Consider the following 17859-nt stretch of genomic DNA (forward strand, 5'->3'; position numbering starts at 1 on the left):
TAGCCGGGCAACTGGTCCGCCTTCTGCCCGTGCTCGCGGCCGCCCTGCCCGTTGCCCTGCCCGGTCAGGCAGCCGTACCCGGAGCCCGGCCGCCCCGGCAGCCCCAGCGCCAGCGCCAAGTCGACGAACGCGGCGGCGGTGGCCGTGCCCGTGTGGTGCTGCTCCACCCCGCGGCCGGTGAGCACGTACACCCCGCCGCCGTCGCCGCGGGTGCGGCCGAGCAGCTCCGCGGTGCGCCGCAGCTCGGCGGCGCCCACGCCGGTGACCCGCTCCACCCGCTCCGGCCACCACGCGGCGGCGGCCCGCCGGACCTCCTCCACGCCGGTGGTGCGCTCGGTGACGTACTCCTTGTCCCACCAGCCCTCGTTGAGCACCACGTGCAGCAGCCCCAGCGCCACCGCCAGGTCGGTGCCCGGCGCGGGCGCCAGGTGGACGCCGCCGCGCTCCACGGCGAGGCGGGCGGTGGCCGAGCGGCGCGGGTCGATCACCACCAGGCAGGCGCGCTCCAGGTGCTGCATCAGCGGCGGCATCGTCTCCGCCGGGTTGGCCCCGGCGAGCAGCACCACCTCGGCGCCGCCCAGGTCGGTGACCGGGAAGGGCAGGCCGCGGTCCAGGCCGAACGCGCGGATCCCCGCGGCGGCGGCCGAGGCCATGCAGAACCTGCCGTTGTAGTCGATCTGCGAGGTGCCGAGCGCCACCCGGGCGAACTTGCCGAGCTGGTACGCCTTCTCGTTGGTCAGGCCGCCGCCGCCGAAGACGGCCACCGCGTCGGGGCCCGCCGCGTCCCGGGCGGCCCGTATCCCCGCGGCCACCACGTCCAGCGCGCGGTCCCAGCCCACCGGGCGCAGCTCGCCGCCCTCGCGCAGCAGCGGGGTGGTCAGCCGGTCGGCGGCGGTCAGCACGGCCGGGGCGGTCCAGCCCTTGCGGCACAGGCCGCCGCGGTTGACGGGGAAGTCCCGCGGCTCGACGCGCACCCGGTGCGGGCCGCCGGGGACCAGGGAGGTGGCGCACTGGAGGGCGCAGTACGGGCAGTGGGTGGGCCGGCCCGCTCCCGGTGGTGCCGTCCGGCCGGTGCCGGTGCCGGCCTGCGGGGCGGCCGGCCCCGCGTCGGTGTGCCCCGGGTCGGCGTGCCCGGGGGTCTCCCGTGTCGTCCGCGTCTCCGGTGAAGGGGTGTACATGCTCCTGACCGCCTTCCATCGGCCGCAGCGGTGCGCCCCGGCGCCGGGGCATCCCGCGGCGGGCAGGATGAGGGCGGCGGGCTGGGTGCCCGCCGCCCTCTCTCGGTCACGTCCTGCTGCCTCGTCCGCCGGCGGGGCCGGGGCGGGGCCCGGACGGTCCGGCCGTCCGGGCGCCGCCGGACCCGCGCACGGGCGTGCGCGGCGAGGTGCTCAGAAGATCTTGCCGCCGGTCAGCCGCAGCTTGATCGCCTGCCGGCCGCTCTTGAGCAGCATCTTGCGCACCTGCGGGTCGCCGTGGCGCATGAGCCACACCGCGGTCTTGGCGATGACCGGCGGCTTCGGGCTCATGAAGTGCACGCTGCGGTCCTGGAAGCCGAAGGGCTTCGGCATGAAGTTGGCGTTCTCGATGACGTCCCAGAGGTTCTCGGCGGCCTCGCCGGACGTGATCTTGCCCGCCTGGACGTTGTCCACGTTCTCCACCATGGTGTCGAACAGGTGCTTGAAGCCCTCGTGGTCCGGCCAGTCGTAGCCCAGGTACTGGCCCTTCTCCAGGTCGCGGAAGTGCTGGTCGTTGCCGGACTCCTCGAACTTGGTCAGGCCGGCGCGCGCCCGGAAGGTGCCGTAGTTGTTGCCCCACACCCAGACCCGGAAGACCGCCTTCCAGAACTCGAAGTGGTCGAACGCGGTGAAGCCGGCGTTGACGATCTCGTCGTTGTAGTGGAAGCGGGCCTGCTGCCACTGCTCGAGGTGGTCGAAGCGCTCCGCCGAGAAGTCGTCGTCCTTGCAGGCCCGGATGAGCCGCCAGGCCAGCTTGTTCACGGCGTCGCCGGTGTTGGCCAGGCCGTAGGAGAACAGCGGGTCGATGAACGCGGCGGCGTGGGACAGCAGGCACCAGCGGTCGCCGACGGTCTGCTTCGACGAGTACTGGAGGCGCTCGGTCGACACCCACTCGCGGACCGGGGTGGCACCCGCGTACTGCCGCTTGATGTCGGGGAACAGACCGGTGATGCGGTCGAAGTCCTCCTGGACCGACATGCCCGGCTCCTTCGGCCAGATCCGCGGGTCCACGGTCAGGCCGATCGAGCACAGCGGGTTGCGGGACAGCGGGGTGTTGTCGAACCCGATGACCCACGCCCAGCCGCGGGTGAACATGTGGTGGACGGTGCCCTCGTACCACGGCACCGGCGGCACGTACTCCGGCTTGCGGTCCGGCCACAGGTCGTCGGTGTGGGTGATGCCGTACACGTGGGTGAACATCGACCGGGACTGGTGCTTGTACCGGGGGATCTCGTCACGCAGGTCGAACTTCTTCGCCAGCGGAGAGCGGTAGCCGCTGGCGTCGACCACGTAGCGGGCGCGGTACTCCGTGCCGTTCTCGCCGTGGACGGTCGCACCGGAGCCGTCGAAGTCCACGTCGGCGACCTTGTAGTTCTGGAGCGGGGTGCAGCCGCAGCGCACGGCCAGGTGGAACACCCAGGCGTCCACGTCCTGCCGGTACAGGTGGTGCGCCTCGTGCAGCAGGCCCGGGGTGTGGAACTCGTTGGTCTCCCGCGGGTTCTGCGGCTTGCCCTGCTCGTGCTTGAGGAAGCCGAAGTGGGTCTTCGTCCCGAAGGTCGGGCCGATTGTCTTCGCGCAGTCCTTCAGGGTGCACAGGGTGGTCAGCTCGGGCAGGTTGTAGCGGGCGGCGATGATGCGCTGCGAGACGTTGGTGTACGGGATGGTGGCCTCACCGACCGCGAACCGGGGGTGCACCCCGCCGTCGATGAGCAGGACCTTCACACCGTTGCGGGCGAGGGCGGCGCCCAGCATGGAGCCGCCCAGGCCCGCGCCGATGATGGCCACGTCGAACCGGTTTTGCTTCGAGATCATGAGCGGGTGCTCCTAGAGAGGTCGATGGGCGCGGTTGTCAGGACCAGTGCTCGCCGAGCGGGGAGCGCAGCTTGCGGCCGATGACGGGCCACGTCGCGGCGATGTGCTTGAGCTCCTCGGCGAGGTCGAACTCGTCACGGGACAGGCGCTTCTTGATGAAGAGCGAGAAGCCGTCGTCCACGACCGGGCCGATGTCCCTCGGAGCGGTGTTGCGGGCCCACTTGATCGTTTCGGCGACCTTCAGCGGGCTGGCGTTGAACCAGCGGTTGTCCGGGTCGGCCAGACCGAACGCCGGCGGGACGAAGTCCGCCTTCTGGAGTGCGGCCATGATCTCCTTGGCGGCGACCTGCGGGTCGTGCCGCTTCTCCGAGACCTGCTGCACCTGGTCGGAGACGAAGGCCATGAGCTGGCGCAGCGGGGCGTAGTCCGAGATCGACCCGGCCGGGGCGATGGCCTCCAGGCCGGCCAGGTCGTGGGTGTCGCGCGAGTTGAGGAACTTGGCGTACGCGCTGTTGATCTCGAAGGTGGCCATGATCTGGCCCAGGGACCACACGCGGAACCAGGTGTCCCACAGCTCGTAGGTGCCGAAGCTGGTGTACGCGTTGGCGACCAGGTTGTCGTTGAAGTCCAGCAGGCCCTGCTCGAGCCGCTGCACGTACTCGAAGCGCTCCTCGGTGAAGTCGTCGTCCTTCAGCGCCTCCAGCAGCCGGCTGGAGAGCGCGTTGATGACCTCGAAGGAGTTCGACAGGCCGCGGGAGAACAGCGCGTCCACGAAGCCCGCGGCGTGCGAGGTCAGGCACCAGCGGGCGCCGACGGTCTTGCTCGAGGAGTACTGGAGGCGGCCGGTGCGCACCCACGGGCGGACCGCGACGGCGTCCGTGAACTGGCGCCGGACGTCGGGGAAGCGGGCGATGAAGGCCCGGAACTCCTCCTCCGGCGTGCCGTCGAAGTCCGGGTGGATCCGCGGGTCGAGGTTGATGCCCACGCTGACCAGCGGGTTGGTGGCCCTGGCGTGGTTGTCGAACGGGATCACCCAGGCCCAGCCGCCTTCGAACAGGTGGTGCAGGGTGCCCTGGTGCCACGGGGTGGGGTGCCCGTGGGAGACCTTCGGGAGCAGGTCGTCGTACGGGGTGACGCCCACCATGTGGGTGAACAGGGAGCGGGAGTGGTGCCGCATCCGGGTGGGGGTGTCCCGCAGGTTCAGCTTCTCCGCCAGGGGAGAGCGGAAGCCGCTGGCGTCCACGACGAAGCGGGTGGTGTAGGTGTTGCCGCGCTCGTCGGTGAGGGTGGCGGCGGCGTCCGTGAACGAGACATCGACGATCTTGGTCTGCTGGAGGATGCGGGCGCCGTACTTCACCGCCACGTTGAGCATCCAGGCGTCGATGTCCTGCCGGAAGAAGTGGTTCTCGATGTGCGTGATGCGGGGGATCGGGAACTGGTGGGCCTCGTGGAACTTCTGGCGCTCGCCCTCGCGGTGGTAGAGGAACCCGAAGTTCTTCTTGATGCCGGAGGTGGAGGTGATCTTCCCCTGCACGTTCTCGAACGTCGTGAGGTACTTGATCTCGGGAACGTCGTACCGCTCGCTGACGAGTCGCATCAGCATCGAGGTGTACGGAATGGTGGACTCGCCGATGGCGAAACGGGGGTGCTTGCCCGCGTCGATGATGAGCACATTGGCCCCGTTGCGGGACAGCACCGAGGCCAGTGCCGCCCCGGCGAGGCCCGAGCCGAGGATCACCACGTCGGTGTCCGGGCGCTCCGTTTTCGTCGGCTTCGTCGTCCTGGTGCTCCTGGGCATGCAGACATCCTCCGAATCATGGGCGGGCGCAATTGCTTCGAGCAACCCGCCGTATTCCTGACGGGACCGGGTGGCGCTTGGTGCAGAACCGACGCGCGGTTCCCGGAGCGTGGGTCCGCGAGGCCGCTCGCCTGGTCGCATGCGGTCAGTCGACCTGACGCGCGGTGATTTCCTCTCCAGCGGCTTGCCGGCTGACGCGGGGGAACCCCGGCCCCAGTCAGCGAAAGGCCGGTGTCTCGGGTCAGGGGGCAGCTTCCAAAACAGTCCTCGAACCCCGGTTGAGCTTTGGCGAGGCGCCTTGTCGGACGCGTCCGCCGCACCGGTGGAAGGCGCGCGGCGGGCCGCGCCCCGCGCCTTCCACCGGACCTCAGGAGGCCCGCCGTGCCTGCCGGGCGGTCGCGAGGTCGTCGGGGGCGTCCGTGCCGCGGGCGCCGAAGCCGCGCGGCTGGTCGAAGATCCGGGTCTTGACCTGGTCGAACACGCGGTCCGGCGCCCAGCGGGCCAGTGCGGCCAGCGGACGCGCCGGCTTGCCGACCAGGTACCGGGTCTTGGGCCGGTTCGCGACCAGGGCGCGGTGCACCACCTTGGCCACGTCGATGGGCGGCGCGCCGATCTTGTCCATCTGCTGGGTCATCCGGGCCAGCATCGCCCGGAAGGCGTCCTCGTACAGGTGGCGCCCGCGCGGCGTGAACGCCTCGATGACCTGCCGGCCCTCCTGCTCCACGCCGCCGGCCGCGCTGCTGCGGATCGCGGCGGGCTCGATCAGGACCACGTGGAGGCCCCAGGGCCGCAGCTCGAAGCGCAGCGCGTCGTTCAGCGAGGCGAAGGCGTGCTTGGAGGCGTTCAGCGGGCCGGCGAAGGGCATCGTCAGCCGGTCGCCGATGGACCCGATGTTGATGATCCGGCCGCCCGCCGCGCGCAACTGCGGACAGAACTCCTGGGTGACCGCCACCTGACCGAAGACGTTGATCTCGAACTGACGGCGCAGCACGTCCAGGTCCACCAGCTCGGTGGGCGAGGGGATGCCGATGCCCGCGTTGTTGATCAGCGCCAGCAGGCGGCCCCCCGTCAGCTCCTCGACCTGCTCGCCCGCGGCCCGGATCTGGTCGGCGTCGGTGACGTCGAGCAGCAGCGGGTGCACCGTGCCGCGCGCCGCCGAGACCAGCGAGGCGCCGTCGGACTTCCTGCGGACGCCGGCGAACACCTGGTAGCCCTTCTCCGCCAGGTACAGCGTGCAGGCACGACCGATACCGGTGGACGCCCCGGTGATGACCACACTTTCTTTGCCGTGCGTTGATTCTCGCATGGGCTGACTCACCCCTAATGTGGTGGATCGGAACAGGTGCGGAAACGTGCCGCCTACAGGTGCCCCCGGCGAATCTCGGCGCGGGGCCGCGCGGCATGTCGACGGGGGATGCGGGCATGGTGAACGCCGAGCGGGCGTCATTGGCGCGACCGTGGATTTGTCGACAGCCGTGCTCAAACGTAGTCGAGCGTGCTGCCAACGTAAACGGGGGGATTCCGCTCCCGGCTGACAGGGCGCTCGGGCGCGGCTCGAGCGCGCCCCGTGCCGGATACCGGACAGCCGTCACCGGGCGGTTCGAGGGCTCCTACCCCTTGCCCACACGGCATCGCCGGCACTCTCCATTCCCGCTGAAATCCCGCTGCACCGCCACTGGAGCCGGGGCAGCTCCGTCCGGGCTCGACCGCTGCTCCGTGGCCGGATCGTTACGTTGGCATCGGATTTCGTTTTGTACAGCGACTGCCGCGGCAGGAACGGCGGCCGCTCTTCCAGATGGGTGGGTCAGTATGAGCGAAGGCCAGGGAGTCATAGCGTTCCCCTTTCCGGCACCGGACGACCTGTTGGAATTCCCGCCGCAGTTCGCGGAATTGCGGGAAAAGGCTCCGGTGACCCGTGTGCAACTTCCGAACGGGGCGCAGGCGTGGCTGGTGACCAGATACGCCGATGTGCGCAAGGTGCTCGTCGACCCGCGGTTCAGCCGTGAGCTGGCCGCCCAGTCCGAGGCCTCCCGGCTGGCGCCCGCGGCCATCCTCAACAAGTCCCTGATCGGCCTCGACCCGCCGGACCACACCCGCCTGCGGCGGCTGGTCTCCCGCGCGTTCACCGCCCGCCGCGTCGAGCGCCTGCGCGGCCGGGTGGTGGGCCTGGTCGACGGCCTGCTCGACACCCTCGCCGACTCCCCGCGCCCCGCCGACCTGGTCGAGCTGTTCACCCTCCCGCTGCCCGTGCTGGTCATCAGCGAGATGATGGGCGTGCCCGAGGCCGACCGCGCCAACTTCCTCACCTGGTCCGAGGAGGCCGTCGGCGGGCCGACGCAGCCGGAGATGGTCGCCCGCGGCTACCGCAGCCTGACCGAGTACTTCGACGGCCTGATCCGGGAGAAGCGGGAGAACCCGCAGGACGACCTGCTCACCGCGCTGATCTCGGCCCGGGACGAGGACGACCGGCTCGACCACGACGAGCTGCTCGCGCTGAGCGTGCTCATGCTGGTCGCCGGGCACGAGACCACCACCACCCTGCTCGGCTCCTTCATCGTCACCCTCATGCGCCACCGCGACCGCTGGGACTGGCTGCGCGAGAACCCCGACTCCGTCCCGTCCGCCGTCGAGGAGCTGCTGCGCACCGTGCGCCGCAGCGACATCGGCGGCGGGTTCCCGCGCATCGCCAAGGAGGACGTCGAGCTCAGCGGCGTCACCATCAAGGCGGGGGACGCGGTCATCCCCGTCATGGACTCGGGCAACCGCGACCCGGAGGTCTTCAAGAACCCCGAGGAGATGGACTTCACCCGCGAGTGGAACCCGCACTTCGGCTTCGGTGCCGGCATCCACTTCTGCGTGGGCGCGCCCCTGGCCCGCCTGGAGATGCAGGAGGGCCTGCGCCTGTTGACCCAGCGCTTCCCCGGGCTGCACCTGGTCGGCGACGTCAACGACCTGCGCCTGAAGCCCCACGCGGCGATGCGCAGCCTCGAGGCCATGCCCGTCGACTGGTGACCCGCACGCCCCGCTGAGCGCCCGCCGCTCGCCGACGGCTGCCCGCGCCGGACCCACCGGCCGGCGGGCGGCCGTCGCCGTCTTCGCGCACCCTCGTCCCCTCCCGTCTCAGCACCGCTCCCGTGGAACTCCACTCTCCCCCGGCGATTGCTCGGATGAGTCCGGCCACACTGGCACCGCCGCTCCCCACCTGGGGCGCGGTGGTGCCGCCACCCCTTTTCCCGTCGGTGGCGCGCCGCTTCTTGTCCAAGGAACGAAGCCCAAGGAGCAACACATGCGCAAAGCAGCCTCTCCCAAAGGCGCCGTCGTCGTCACCGGCAGCTCGACCGGCATCGGTCGGGCCACCGCGCTGCGGCTGGCGCGCGGGGGGTACCAGGTCTTCGCGGGGGTGCGCACGGAGCAGCACGGCCAGGACTTATGCCGGGCCGCCCAGGGCTCGCTGGAACCCCTCGTCCTCGACGTCACCAACGAGAAGCACATCACCCGGGCCGCCGAGCGGGTCCTGGAGGCCACCGACGGCCGCGGCGCCGTCGGGCTGGTGAACAACGCCGGCGTCGGCATCACCTCGCCCACCGAGGTCGTCCCCATGGCGACGGTGCGCGAGTGCTTCGAGATCAACCTGTTCGGGCAGTTGCGCATGATCCAGGAGTTCGTGCCGCAACTGCGCCGCACCACGGGCCGCCTGATCAACATCGGCTCGATCGGCAACCGCGTCGTGATGCCGTTCGCCGGGCCGCTGAACGCCTCCAAGTGGGCGTTCGCGGCCCTCAACCACGCGCTGCGGGTCGAGCTGCTGCCGTGGGGGATCCGCGTCGTGCTCATCGAGCCGGCGTCCATCAAGACCGCGGCGGTGGACAAGCTGGAGCAGGGCGGCCTGGACAACATCAAGCAGTTCGGCGAGCACGAGCGGTTCCTGTACGAGGACGCCTACCGCTCGATGCTCACCCAGGCCGCCATGCACGTGCGCAGGCTCGGCACCTCCGCCGAGGCCGTGGCCAAGGCCGTGGAGCGGTCGATGGTCTCGCCGCGGCCCAAGGCGCGCTACCTGGTGGGCAAGTCGGCGCGTCCGCTGGCCGCCGTCGTGAAGTACGCGCCGGACCGCTTGTACGACAAGATCCGCCTGAAGGTCTTCGCCCTGCCCCCGGTCTTCGGGGCCCGGGCCGGGGAGAGCGCCCCCGCGGCCACCGCCCTGCCGATGCCGGAGCGCCGGCCCGTCCGCGAGGCGGCCTGACCCGCCGCCGGTCCCGCCCGCCGAGGCGGCGCGAGCCGGTCCCGTCCGTGCCGCACCGCCCTGAGCCGGTCTGAACCGGGGTGAGAACCCCCCTCCGCCTCCGCTTCCCCGGGTCCCACGGGCCCCGGGGAAGCGGAGTGCGGGCCCCCGGGCAGGCCGGAGGCGGGCAGGCCCGGTTTGCGGGAGCGCCATACGGAGGTAAAGTTCATTAGGCGATGAAATAGTTCGCCCACCGGGGCGAGACGCCACCGCACGGCACGTCACATTCGTGTCCTCGGGAGGTGTGAGTGATGGACCACGTCGTCGAGTGGCTGCTGACCCTGCCCATGTGGATCACCGTGACACTGGTCTTCCTGCTCCCCGCCCTGGAGGCCGCCGCCTTCCCCGGCGTGTTCCTCCCCGGCCAGTCCGCGGTGATGGCCGGCGGTGTGCTCGCCTACCACGGCACCGCCCCCATCGGCGCCGTGCTGGCCGCCGCCGTGCTCGGCGCGGTGGTCGGCCCCGGCGTGGGCTACCTGGTCGGCCGGCGCTGCGGCACGCCCCTGCTGGCCCGCGTCCCCGAGTGGCTGGTGAAGTCCAAGGACCTGGCCAGAGCCGAGGAGCTGCTGCGCAGGCTGGGCGGGGCCGCCGTGGTCGGCGCCCGCTTCGTGGTCGTCCTGCGCACCCTGGTGCCTGTGCTCAGCGGCGCCGCCCGGCTGCCCTTCCGGCGCTTCCTGATGTGGAACGCCGTCGGCGGCACCGTGTGGGCCGTGGGCTGGGTGCTGGCCGGATTCGCCGCCGGCAACGGCTGGGACCGCGTCCGGCAGTCCGCCTCCCAGGGCGCCGCGCTGCTGCTCGCGGCCCTCGTCGCGGTGCTGCTCGTGCGCGCCGGGATCCGCCGCCTGCTGGCCCGCCGGGCCCCGGGCGGACCGCGCCCCGCCGGGCGCGGTGAGCGCGGGTGGACGGTCTAGGCGGCCTCAACCTCCGCTCGCCCGCGGACAGTCATGGTGAGGGCTCCCGCCCGCCGTCGCCGACGGCGGGGCCGCGGCAGGCACGTCGGAAGGACGGGAGCATTCGATGAAGGCCATCAAATCCCCCGGGAACGCCAGGACGGCCGATCCCGCGGAGAAGTACGACGTCGCCATCCTCGGCGGCACCCTGTCCGCCGGGCTCCTCGGCGCCGTGCTGTCCCGCCAGGGCGTGCGGGTGCTCATCATCCGCGGCGCCGACGACGACGGCGCCCCCTCGGGCGAGACCACCGTGCCGTACACCGCCGAGGTCTTCCTGCTGCTGGCCAAGCGCTTCGAGGTGCCCGAGATCTCGGCGTTCAGCCTCTTCCCCGAGCTGCCCCGCGAGGTGCGGGCCGACAGCGGCGTCAAGAAGAGCCTCGGCTTCCTCTACCACCGCCCCGGCCAGCCGCAGGACTCCCGGGAGACCGTCCAGTTCAACGTGCCGAACGAGCACGGCGAGTGGCACCTGTACCGGCCCACCGTGGACCGCTACACCCGCGAGCTGGCGGCCCGCTACGGCGCCGCCCTCGCCCCCGACGACGTGTACGTCGCCGACGCCTGGACCGACGAGGACCTCGGCCATGTGCGCGCCACCGACGGGCACGTCTACCGCGCCTCCTACCTGGTGGACTGCACCGGCCCCGACTCGCCCCTGCTGCGCCGCCACGGCGGCGACGACCCCGAGCCGCGGCTCGCCCACCGCTCCCGGGTCTACGCCACCCGCATGCGCGGCGTCGCGCCGACCGAGGAGCTGCTGCCGCCCAGCCGCCAGGACAAGGTCAGCCCCTGGTCGCACGGCACCGTGCACCACCTGTTCGACGGCGGCTGGGTGCAGCTCGTCCGCTTCGACAACCACAAGGACGGCCGCAACCCGGTGACGAGCGTGACCCTCAGCGTCGACCCGGACGAGTTCGGCGACCTGCCGGACGACCCCGACAAGGCGCTGCGGGCCGTCGTCGAGCGCTACCCCGACCTCGCCCGGCAGTTGGAGGGCGCCACCCCGGTGTGCCCGTGGACCGTCGCCCCGCTCTACCAGCGCACGGCCGCCACCACCCACGGCGAGCGCTGGTTCGCGCTGGAGCGCACCGCCGCCCGCAACGACATGTTCCTCTCCCGGGACGTCACCATGGCCACCGAGATGGTGCACGCCCTGGCGTCGGTGCTCATCCCCGCGGTGCGCCGGGACAACTGGGCCGTCAGCCCGTTCACCCGCGTCGCCCGCTTCCAGGAGGTGCTCGGCGACTTCAACGACCGCCTGCTGCGCGCCGCCCGCACCGCGAGCAAGGACTTCCCGCTGTGGAACGCCTTCTCCCGGGTGTGGCTGCTGTGGCAGATCCTCGCCGACCTGTCGCTGAAGCGGGCCCGCCTCGACGCGGAGATCGCGGGCGACTGGGAGCCCGTGGAGCGGTTCGAGCTGGGCGGGATCTGGTTCCAGGCGCCCGCCGGGCTGCGGGAGATCATCGACCGCACCCTGGAGACGGTGGAGCGGGTGCGCGCCGGGGAGCTGGAGCCCGGCACCGCCGCCGCGCGGATCTTCGCGGACCTGCGCGGCGAGGAGTTCGTGCCCCCGCTGTACGCCTTCGGCGACCCCGACGCCCGGGTGTACCACTTCACCCTCCCCAAGCGGCTGAAGATGCTGTGGTGGGTGAAGACCAAGGCGCCCGCGGACTTCCGCAGGCTGCTGACCCGCGACAACGTCAGCGGAGTGACGTCGGCCTCCAGCCGCTGACGCCACCCGGGTGACCGGCGGCGGCGCCCACCGCGTGTGCGCGGTGGGCGCCGCCGTGCGCCCGGCCGCGCACCGGGCCCCTTTGGCCGCCCGTCGGCGGATACTGGAAAGCGGGCCGGCGTCCGACAGGGAGGAGGCAGCGGTGATCGAGCACTCCGTGGTGCAGCGGGTGATCCAGGACTGGCTGGTGGAACGTTTCGCCGCGCGGCTCGGCATGCCCGCGGCCGAGCTGACCGGCGACACCTACATCGACGAACTCGACATCGACTCGGTGGACGCGGTGCGCGTCGTCACCGACCTGGAGCGCTGGTTCGGGCAGCAGCTCGACGTGGGCGTGGTGCGGCGCCACCCCACCATCGAGGCGCTGTCGGGCTATCTGGCCCGGGAGTACGCCCGCCGCGGCACCCGCCCGCTCCAGCGGAACACCCCGGCGCCCTGAGCACCGCCGGCTCCCCGCACGCGCCGGGCGCCCTGAGCACCGCCGCGCGCCCGGTGCCCGGCACTGCCGGACACCGGGCGCGCGCACGCGGGCGAGCTGCCCTCCCGCCGCCGGGAACGCCGCTGCCGCCGGCGCCCGGTCAGGGGGAGGGCGCCGGCGGCAGCGGTGGGAGGGCGGGGTTCAGCCCACCCGCGGGCCGGTCTCCTGGAGCACCCGCCCGTAGGAGCCGCGCCAGTAGGCGAGCGGCGTGCGGTCCTGTTCGCTGGCGCCGCTGACCACGCGCCCGATCAGCAGGGTGTGGTCCCCGGCCTCGACCGCGTTGAACAGCTCGCACTCGGCGTGCGCCACCGTCACGCCGAACAGCGGGCTGCCGGTGAAGCGTCCCGGCTCCCAGCGGACCCGCTCGAACTTGTCCTCGGCGCCGGAGGCGAACAACTGGGACACCGCCTGCCCCTGCGAGCCGAGGATGTTCACGGCGAACCTGCCGGTCGCCAGGATCGCCGTCAGCGTCCCGCTGCGGTTGTCCACGCTGGACAGCAGCAGCGGCGGGTCGGCGGAGACACTGCATATCGCCGAGCAGGTCAGGCCGCGCGGGCGGTCCTGCTCGTCCATGGTGGTGACCACCGAGACGCCGCTGGCGAAGGAGCCCATCACGAAGCGGAACGTCTGGAGGTCGACGGAGGGCAGCGACCCGATCGTGGCCGGGTCCTGCGGCAGCAGGGCGGAGGGGGTGTCGGCGGGAAGCGTCATCACAGCTCACCTGCCTCGGCGGCCGCGGTGAGCCGCGCTCGGTCGGTCTTGCCGTTGGCGGTCCTTGGGAGGTCCTCGAGGATGTGCAGCCTGTCGATGATCATGTAGGTCGGCAGCCTTTCCGCGCAAGCGCGCTTGACGTTGAGCAGGGAAGGACGTTGCGTCTCCGACGGCACGACGGCGGCGTGCAACTGGGCCTCCAGACCGGAGCCGACGACCAGGACCGCCACGTCGGACACGGAGTCCAGCGCGGCGATGGCCGCCTCGATCTCGCCCAGCTCGATGCGGTGCCCGCGGACCTTGACCATGTGGTCGCGGCGCCCCGCGTACTCCAGGTCCCCGCCGGGGTTCCGCCTGGCGATGTCACCGGTGCGGTACGGGCCTCGGTGCGGCTCACGGCCCCAGTAGCCGAGCATCACGGTCGGCCCGTCCACCACGACCTCGCCCTCCTCCCCGTCGCCGGGGTCGAGGGTCACCGTGTCGCCGGAGCAGGCCCGCCCGATGGGCACCGGGCGGTCGCGCTCCAGGTCGGCGTCGGTGACCTCGTAGGAGGTGCACACATTGGTCTCGGTGGGCCCGTACCAGTTGAGCAGCCGCACACCCGGCCACGCCTTGCGCAGCGCGTGCACGTGGTGGATGGCGAACGGCTCGCCCGCGAACAGGCAGGCGCGCAGCGCGGGCGGCGGCGGCCCGTCCAGCAGGCCGCCCTCACGGATCATCAGGCTCAGCGCCGACGGCACCGAGTACCACACCGTGATCCCGCGTTCGCGCATGAACTCGACCAGTTGCTCCGGCGCGTACGCCATCTCCTGCGGCACCAGGTGCACCGAGGCACCGGCCAGGAAGGCGGCGTACAGGTCGAAGACGGACAGGTCGAAGTTGAACGGCGCGTGGTTCGACAGCCGGTCTCCCGGCCCCACCTGCACCTCCGCCGCCGCCCACTCGACGAACGCCAGCGCGTTGCGGTGGGACAGGCACACGCCCTTCGGGTCACCGGTGGACCCCGAGGTGTACAGGATGTAGGCGGGCTCGTCCGGCTCGTTCTCGTACGGTCTGGGCCGGGCTCCGTCGGACGCCCTGCGGCGCAGCTCCTCCAGGCTGATCAGGGACGCGCCGTCCCAGTTCGCCTTGCGGGCGCGGAACGCGGCGTCCTCGTCGGCGACCACCAGCGCGGGCTCGGCGTTGGCCGTGATCTTCGTCAGCCGGGCCGGCGGGTTGGAGCCGGTGACGGGGATGTAGATGGCGCCGACGCGCAGCGCGGCCTGCATCACCGCGATTGCCTCGGTGCTCTTGTGGCTCCAGATCACCACCCGGTCGCCCGGCCGCACTCCCTGGCCGAGCAGGGCGGCGGCGTAGCGGTCGGCGAGGCGGTCCAGGTCCCGGTAGGTCATCGGGCCGTCCGGCCCGTGCACGGCGACGGCGCCGGGATCGCGCCGCGCCGACTCGATGAGCAACTGGTGCAGCCTCATGGGCTTCATAGCCCGAGCTCCCTTGCGATGAGTTGCCGCTGGATGTCGGAGGTGCCGGAGAAGATGACCGACGGCACCGCGTCGCGCAGCACCGCCTCGATGCGCTCCGCGCGCTGGTAGCCGCGGCCGCCGAACAGCCGCACCGCGTCCAGGGCGCTGGCCAGCACGCCCTCGGAGACGGCCAGCTTGGACAGGGCGATGGACAGCGTCTTCGTCGGGGCGCCGGTGTCCATCTCCCAGCAGGCCCGGTACAGCAGCAGCCGGGCGCTCTCCAGGCGCAGCTTCATGTCCGCGATGCGGTGGGAGACCGCCTGGAACTCCGACAGCCGCCGCCCGAACTGGCGCCGCCCGCGCACATGCGCCACACAGGTCTCGATCACCCTGTCGGTCAGGCCCACGTAGCCCGCGAACAGGCAGGCCCGCTCCCAGCCCATGGAGTGCTGGAAGATCCAGCCGCCCTGGCCGGGCTCGCCGAGCACGTTCTCGTCGGGGACGAACGTGCCGTCGAAGCGGACACTGCCCGCGGGGCACTGGAGCAGCCCCATCTTGTCGAACGGCTCGCTCGGGGTGACGCCGGGCGCGGACCGGTCCACCACGAAGCCGGTGACGCCGAACGGGCCGGCCTTGGCGTCGGTGGTGGCGTAGGTGACGAACACGTCGGAGACCGGGCCGTTGCTGATGAAGCTCTTCTCGCCGTCCAGCACCCAGCCGCCGTCCACCCGGCGCGCGGTGACCGCGAGCCTGGAGACGTCCGAGCCCGCGTTCTGCTCCGTGATCGCGTTGCCGGCGATCAGCTCACCGGACGCCAGACCGGGCAGCACCCTGCGCCGCACCGCCTCGCTGCCGAAGTCCACGATCGGCATGGCGCAGGCGAACAGGTGCGCGCTGGCCCCGAAGACCAGCCCGGTCTCGGCGCAGCCGCGGCCCAGCGCCTCCACCAGGTGCGCGGTCTCCAGCGCGCCGAATCCGCCGCCCCCGTACTCCTTGGGGATGGACAGGCCCAGCAGACCGAGCTTGCCCAGGCGCCGGAAGTCGTCCTTGGTGAAGTACTCGGTCGATGGTGCGGTGTCGGCGGGGAACGCCTCGCGCACGGCGGCGAGGGTCTCGTCGTAGCGGGCCCGTTGCTCGCTGGTCCAGCCGAACTCCACGGTTCCTCCCCAGGTGGTCGGGCGGTCCTGATCCGACGTGCGGCCCGGACCGGTGCTTGGCGGCTGTGCGTCGCCGCGCGGCCCGGTCGGGTACGGGACGCGGCGCGGGGTGGGCTAGGGGTGGTCGCCGCCCTTGGGGGCGGACAGGGACCGCTCGGCGCCGGGCTCGGCGGCGGCGGTGGAGGCGGCGGCGGACGGCGCGGCGGCGTCGTACGGCGCCCGTTCCAGGCCCTCCTCGTCGGCCGCCCGCTTCAGCAGCATCGACAGCAGCGGCGCCGCCATGGCCGTGGTGAACAGCGCCATCATCACCATGGAGGTGAAGAGCTGGGTGCTGAGCAGGCCCAGGCTCAGACCCACGTTGAGGATGATCAGCTCGGTGAGACCCCGGGTGTTCATCAGCAGCCCCAGGGTGGTGGCCTCGCGCCACTTCATGCCGGTGAGCCGCGCCGGGATCGCCACACCGCCCAGCTTGGCCAGGCAGGCCACCGTGATGATGGCCAGCATCTCCCACAGCCCGGAGAGGGTGAGCGAGGTCAGGTCCACCTTCAGCCCGGTGACCACGAAGAACAGCGGCAGCAGCACCCGGCCCACGTGCTCCAGCGGCACCATCGCGGCCTCGTGCAGGCTGCCGTCGGGGTCGCGCGGCATGATGATGCCGAACAGGAACGCGCCGAAGATCGCGTGGATGCCGATCTCCGAGGTGACGTAGGACGAGCAGAACACGCCGGCGGCGGTCAGCACGGCCAGGTAGGGCCGCAGCGCCGCGCTCGCCCGGCGCGCCGTCCAGGCCAGCAGCGGCTTGATCACCGCGAACATCACGACGACGTAGACCGCCGACCAGATGATGACGCCGATGAACGCGCTGGTGCCGCCCGCGGTGACCAGCGCCACCACGAACGCGAGCATGCACCAGGCCAGCACGTCGTCGGCGGCGGCCAGCGCGAGGGCGAGCGAACCGGCCCGGCTGAACTGGAGTTTCTGGTCGGAGATGATCCGGGCGAGCACGGGGAAGGCCGTGATGGACATGGCGACGCCCAGGTACAGGCAGAAGTCCAGCATGTCCACGTGCTTGCCGTTCACCGAGTCGTGCGACTCGTAGATGAGCGCGGCCAGGCCCATGCCGAGCGTCAGTGGCAGCCCGATGGAGCACAGCCAGATCGTCCCGGTGGCCTTGCGCTTGCCGCGCAGCTTCCCGCCGTCGAACTCCCAGCCGATGATGAACATGAACAGCAGCAGGCCGACTTGCGACACCACGTTCAGATAGGGCCGGACCTCGGCTGGGAACAGCCGGTTGGGCAAGTCGCCTGGGAAGAGCCCGAGGAGGCTGGGGCCCAGGCAGATGCCGGCGGTGATCTCGCCGATCACCGCGGGCTGCTTCACGCGGCGGGCGAGCCACACGAACAGCGCGCCTACGGCGAGCACCAGTGCGATGTCACCGAGGGCCACGGTGACGATCCACTCCGCGTGTTCCTCTTTGCTGCTCACTCGAACTCCAGTGGATGAAAGATACGGACGGGGCGTGGGGAAAGTGGTGCGGGTGCGAGCCGCGGGGCGTCAGGCCCGGATGGTCCAGGTGTCGGCGCCCGCGAGCAGCGCGGCGAGGTCGCCCTTGCCCTTGGCGTCGATCGCCTGCTCGAGCTGCTCGGCCATGGCGTCGTCGTAGACGGTCCGCGCGACGTCCCGGAAGACGCCGATCGGGGTGTGCCGGAGGGTGGCCGGGTCGGCGAGGCGGGACAGGGCGAAGGCGGTGGTGGGGCTGGCGCAGTGGGCGTCGTGGACGAGGACGGCGTCGGTGCCGGCCTCGGTGACGTCGACGACGGTCAGGTCGCCGGTGGCCGGGTCGCGGACCACGCCCTTGGAGCCGAGGCCGTCGGCGGCGGGGGCGCCGAAGCGGATCGGCTGCCCGTGCTCCAGCCGGATCAGCGCCTCCAGGGCGCTCTCCTTGTCCTTGAGCAGCTCGTATGCGCCGTCGTTGAAGATGTTGCAGTTCTGGTAGATCTCCACCAGCGCCGTGCCCGGGTGCTCCGCGGCCTGGCGCAGCACGCTGGTGAGGTGCTTGCGGTCGGAGTCGATCGTCCGCGCCACGAACGACGCCTCCGCGCCGAGGGCCAGGGAGATCGGGTTCAGCGGCCCGTCGAGCGAGCCCATGGGGGTGGACTTGGTGATCTTCCCGGTCTCGGAGGTGGGGGAGTACTGGCCCTTGGTCAGCCCGTAGATGCGGTTGTTGAACAGCAGGATCTTGAGGTT

The 17859-nt window shown here is 71.8% G+C and carries 14 protein-coding genes; 5 read left to right on the forward strand and 9 right to left on the reverse strand.

Annotation, left to right across the window (positions count from 1 at the left end; genetic code table 11):
• The 4 genes from ACYVO2_RS36095 to ACYVO2_RS36110 form a co-directional block, all read right to left on the reverse strand.
• Positions 1-1178: molybdopterin oxidoreductase family protein (locus ACYVO2_RS36095; RefSeq protein WP_461012350.1), on the reverse strand; the 1178-nt coding region annotated here is incomplete at its 3' end.
• Between the two features lie 210 nt (positions 1179-1388).
• Positions 1389-3047, reverse strand: a complete 1659-nt coding sequence (locus ACYVO2_RS36100; protein ID WP_461012351.1) for an NAD(P)/FAD-dependent oxidoreductase — start codon at positions 3045-3047, stop codon at positions 1389-1391.
• A gap of 37 nt (positions 3048-3084) precedes the next feature.
• Positions 3085-4845 carry an NAD(P)/FAD-dependent oxidoreductase gene (locus tag ACYVO2_RS36105; RefSeq protein ID WP_461012352.1) on the reverse strand — a complete coding sequence of 587 codons (1761 nt, stop codon included), beginning with the start codon at positions 4843-4845 and terminating at the stop codon, positions 3085-3087.
• 367 nt (positions 4846-5212) lie between these two features.
• Positions 5213-6151: an SDR family oxidoreductase gene (locus ACYVO2_RS36110; RefSeq protein ID WP_461012353.1), complete on the reverse strand. Its 939-nt coding sequence runs from the start codon at positions 6149-6151 to the stop codon at positions 5213-5215.
• A gap of 611 nt (positions 6152-6762) precedes the next feature.
• Between ACYVO2_RS36110 and ACYVO2_RS36115 the strand changes: the two genes are divergently transcribed.
• The 5 genes from ACYVO2_RS36115 to ACYVO2_RS36135 all read left to right on the forward strand — a co-directional run bounded on the left by ACYVO2_RS36115 (position 6763) and on the right by ACYVO2_RS36135 (position 12245).
• Positions 6763-7857 (forward strand): cytochrome P450, encoded by a 1095-nt coding sequence (locus tag ACYVO2_RS36115; RefSeq protein ID WP_461012354.1) that lies wholly within the window; start codon positions 6763-6765, stop codon positions 7855-7857.
• A gap of 274 nt (positions 7858-8131) precedes the next feature.
• Positions 8132-9088 carry an SDR family oxidoreductase gene (locus ACYVO2_RS36120; RefSeq protein WP_461012355.1) on the forward strand — a complete coding sequence of 319 codons (957 nt, stop codon included), beginning with the start codon at positions 8132-8134 and terminating at the stop codon, positions 9086-9088.
• Between the two features lie 290 nt (positions 9089-9378).
• Positions 9379-10038: a DedA family protein gene (locus tag ACYVO2_RS36125; RefSeq protein WP_461012356.1), complete on the forward strand. Its 660-nt coding sequence runs from the start codon at positions 9379-9381 to the stop codon at positions 10036-10038.
• Positions 10039-10144: 106 nt separating this feature from the next.
• Positions 10145-11806 (forward strand): NAD(P)/FAD-dependent oxidoreductase, encoded by a 1662-nt coding sequence (locus ACYVO2_RS36130; RefSeq protein ID WP_461012357.1) that lies wholly within the window; start codon positions 10145-10147, stop codon positions 11804-11806.
• A 142-nt stretch (positions 11807-11948) separates the two neighbouring features.
• Positions 11949-12245, forward strand: coding sequence for an acyl carrier protein (locus ACYVO2_RS36135; RefSeq protein WP_461012358.1), 297 nt, complete (start codon positions 11949-11951; stop codon positions 12243-12245).
• A 180-nt stretch (positions 12246-12425) separates the two neighbouring features.
• Here ACYVO2_RS36135 and ACYVO2_RS36140 read toward each other — a convergent pair whose 3' ends face one another.
• The 5 genes from ACYVO2_RS36140 to ACYVO2_RS36160 all read right to left on the reverse strand — a co-directional run.
• Positions 12426-12995 (reverse strand): flavin reductase family protein, encoded by a 570-nt coding sequence (locus tag ACYVO2_RS36140; RefSeq protein ID WP_461012359.1) that lies wholly within the window; start codon positions 12993-12995, stop codon positions 12426-12428.
• Entirely contained in the window at positions 12995-14473 is a 1479-nt protein-coding gene (locus ACYVO2_RS36145; RefSeq protein WP_461012360.1) for an amino acid adenylation domain-containing protein, read from the reverse strand. The genes ACYVO2_RS36140 and ACYVO2_RS36145 overlap by 1 nt, the downstream gene beginning before the upstream one ends.
• A complete protein-coding gene (locus ACYVO2_RS36150) occupies positions 14470-15612 on the reverse strand; it encodes an acyl-CoA dehydrogenase family protein (RefSeq protein ID WP_461012361.1) in 1143 nt (380 codons plus the stop codon). The genes ACYVO2_RS36145 and ACYVO2_RS36150 overlap by 4 nt, the downstream gene beginning before the upstream one ends.
• Before the next feature lie 114 nt (positions 15613-15726).
• Complete coding sequence (locus ACYVO2_RS36155; RefSeq protein WP_461012362.1) at positions 15727-17097, reverse strand: cation:proton antiporter domain-containing protein; 1371 nt, start codon at positions 17095-17097, stop codon at positions 15727-15729.
• A gap of 69 nt (positions 17098-17166) precedes the next feature.
• On the reverse strand, positions 17167-17859 hold a 693-nt coding region (locus ACYVO2_RS36160), incomplete at its 5' end, for a thiamine pyrophosphate-dependent enzyme (protein WP_461012363.1).

Source organism: Streptomyces capparidis (assembly GCF_054782095.1).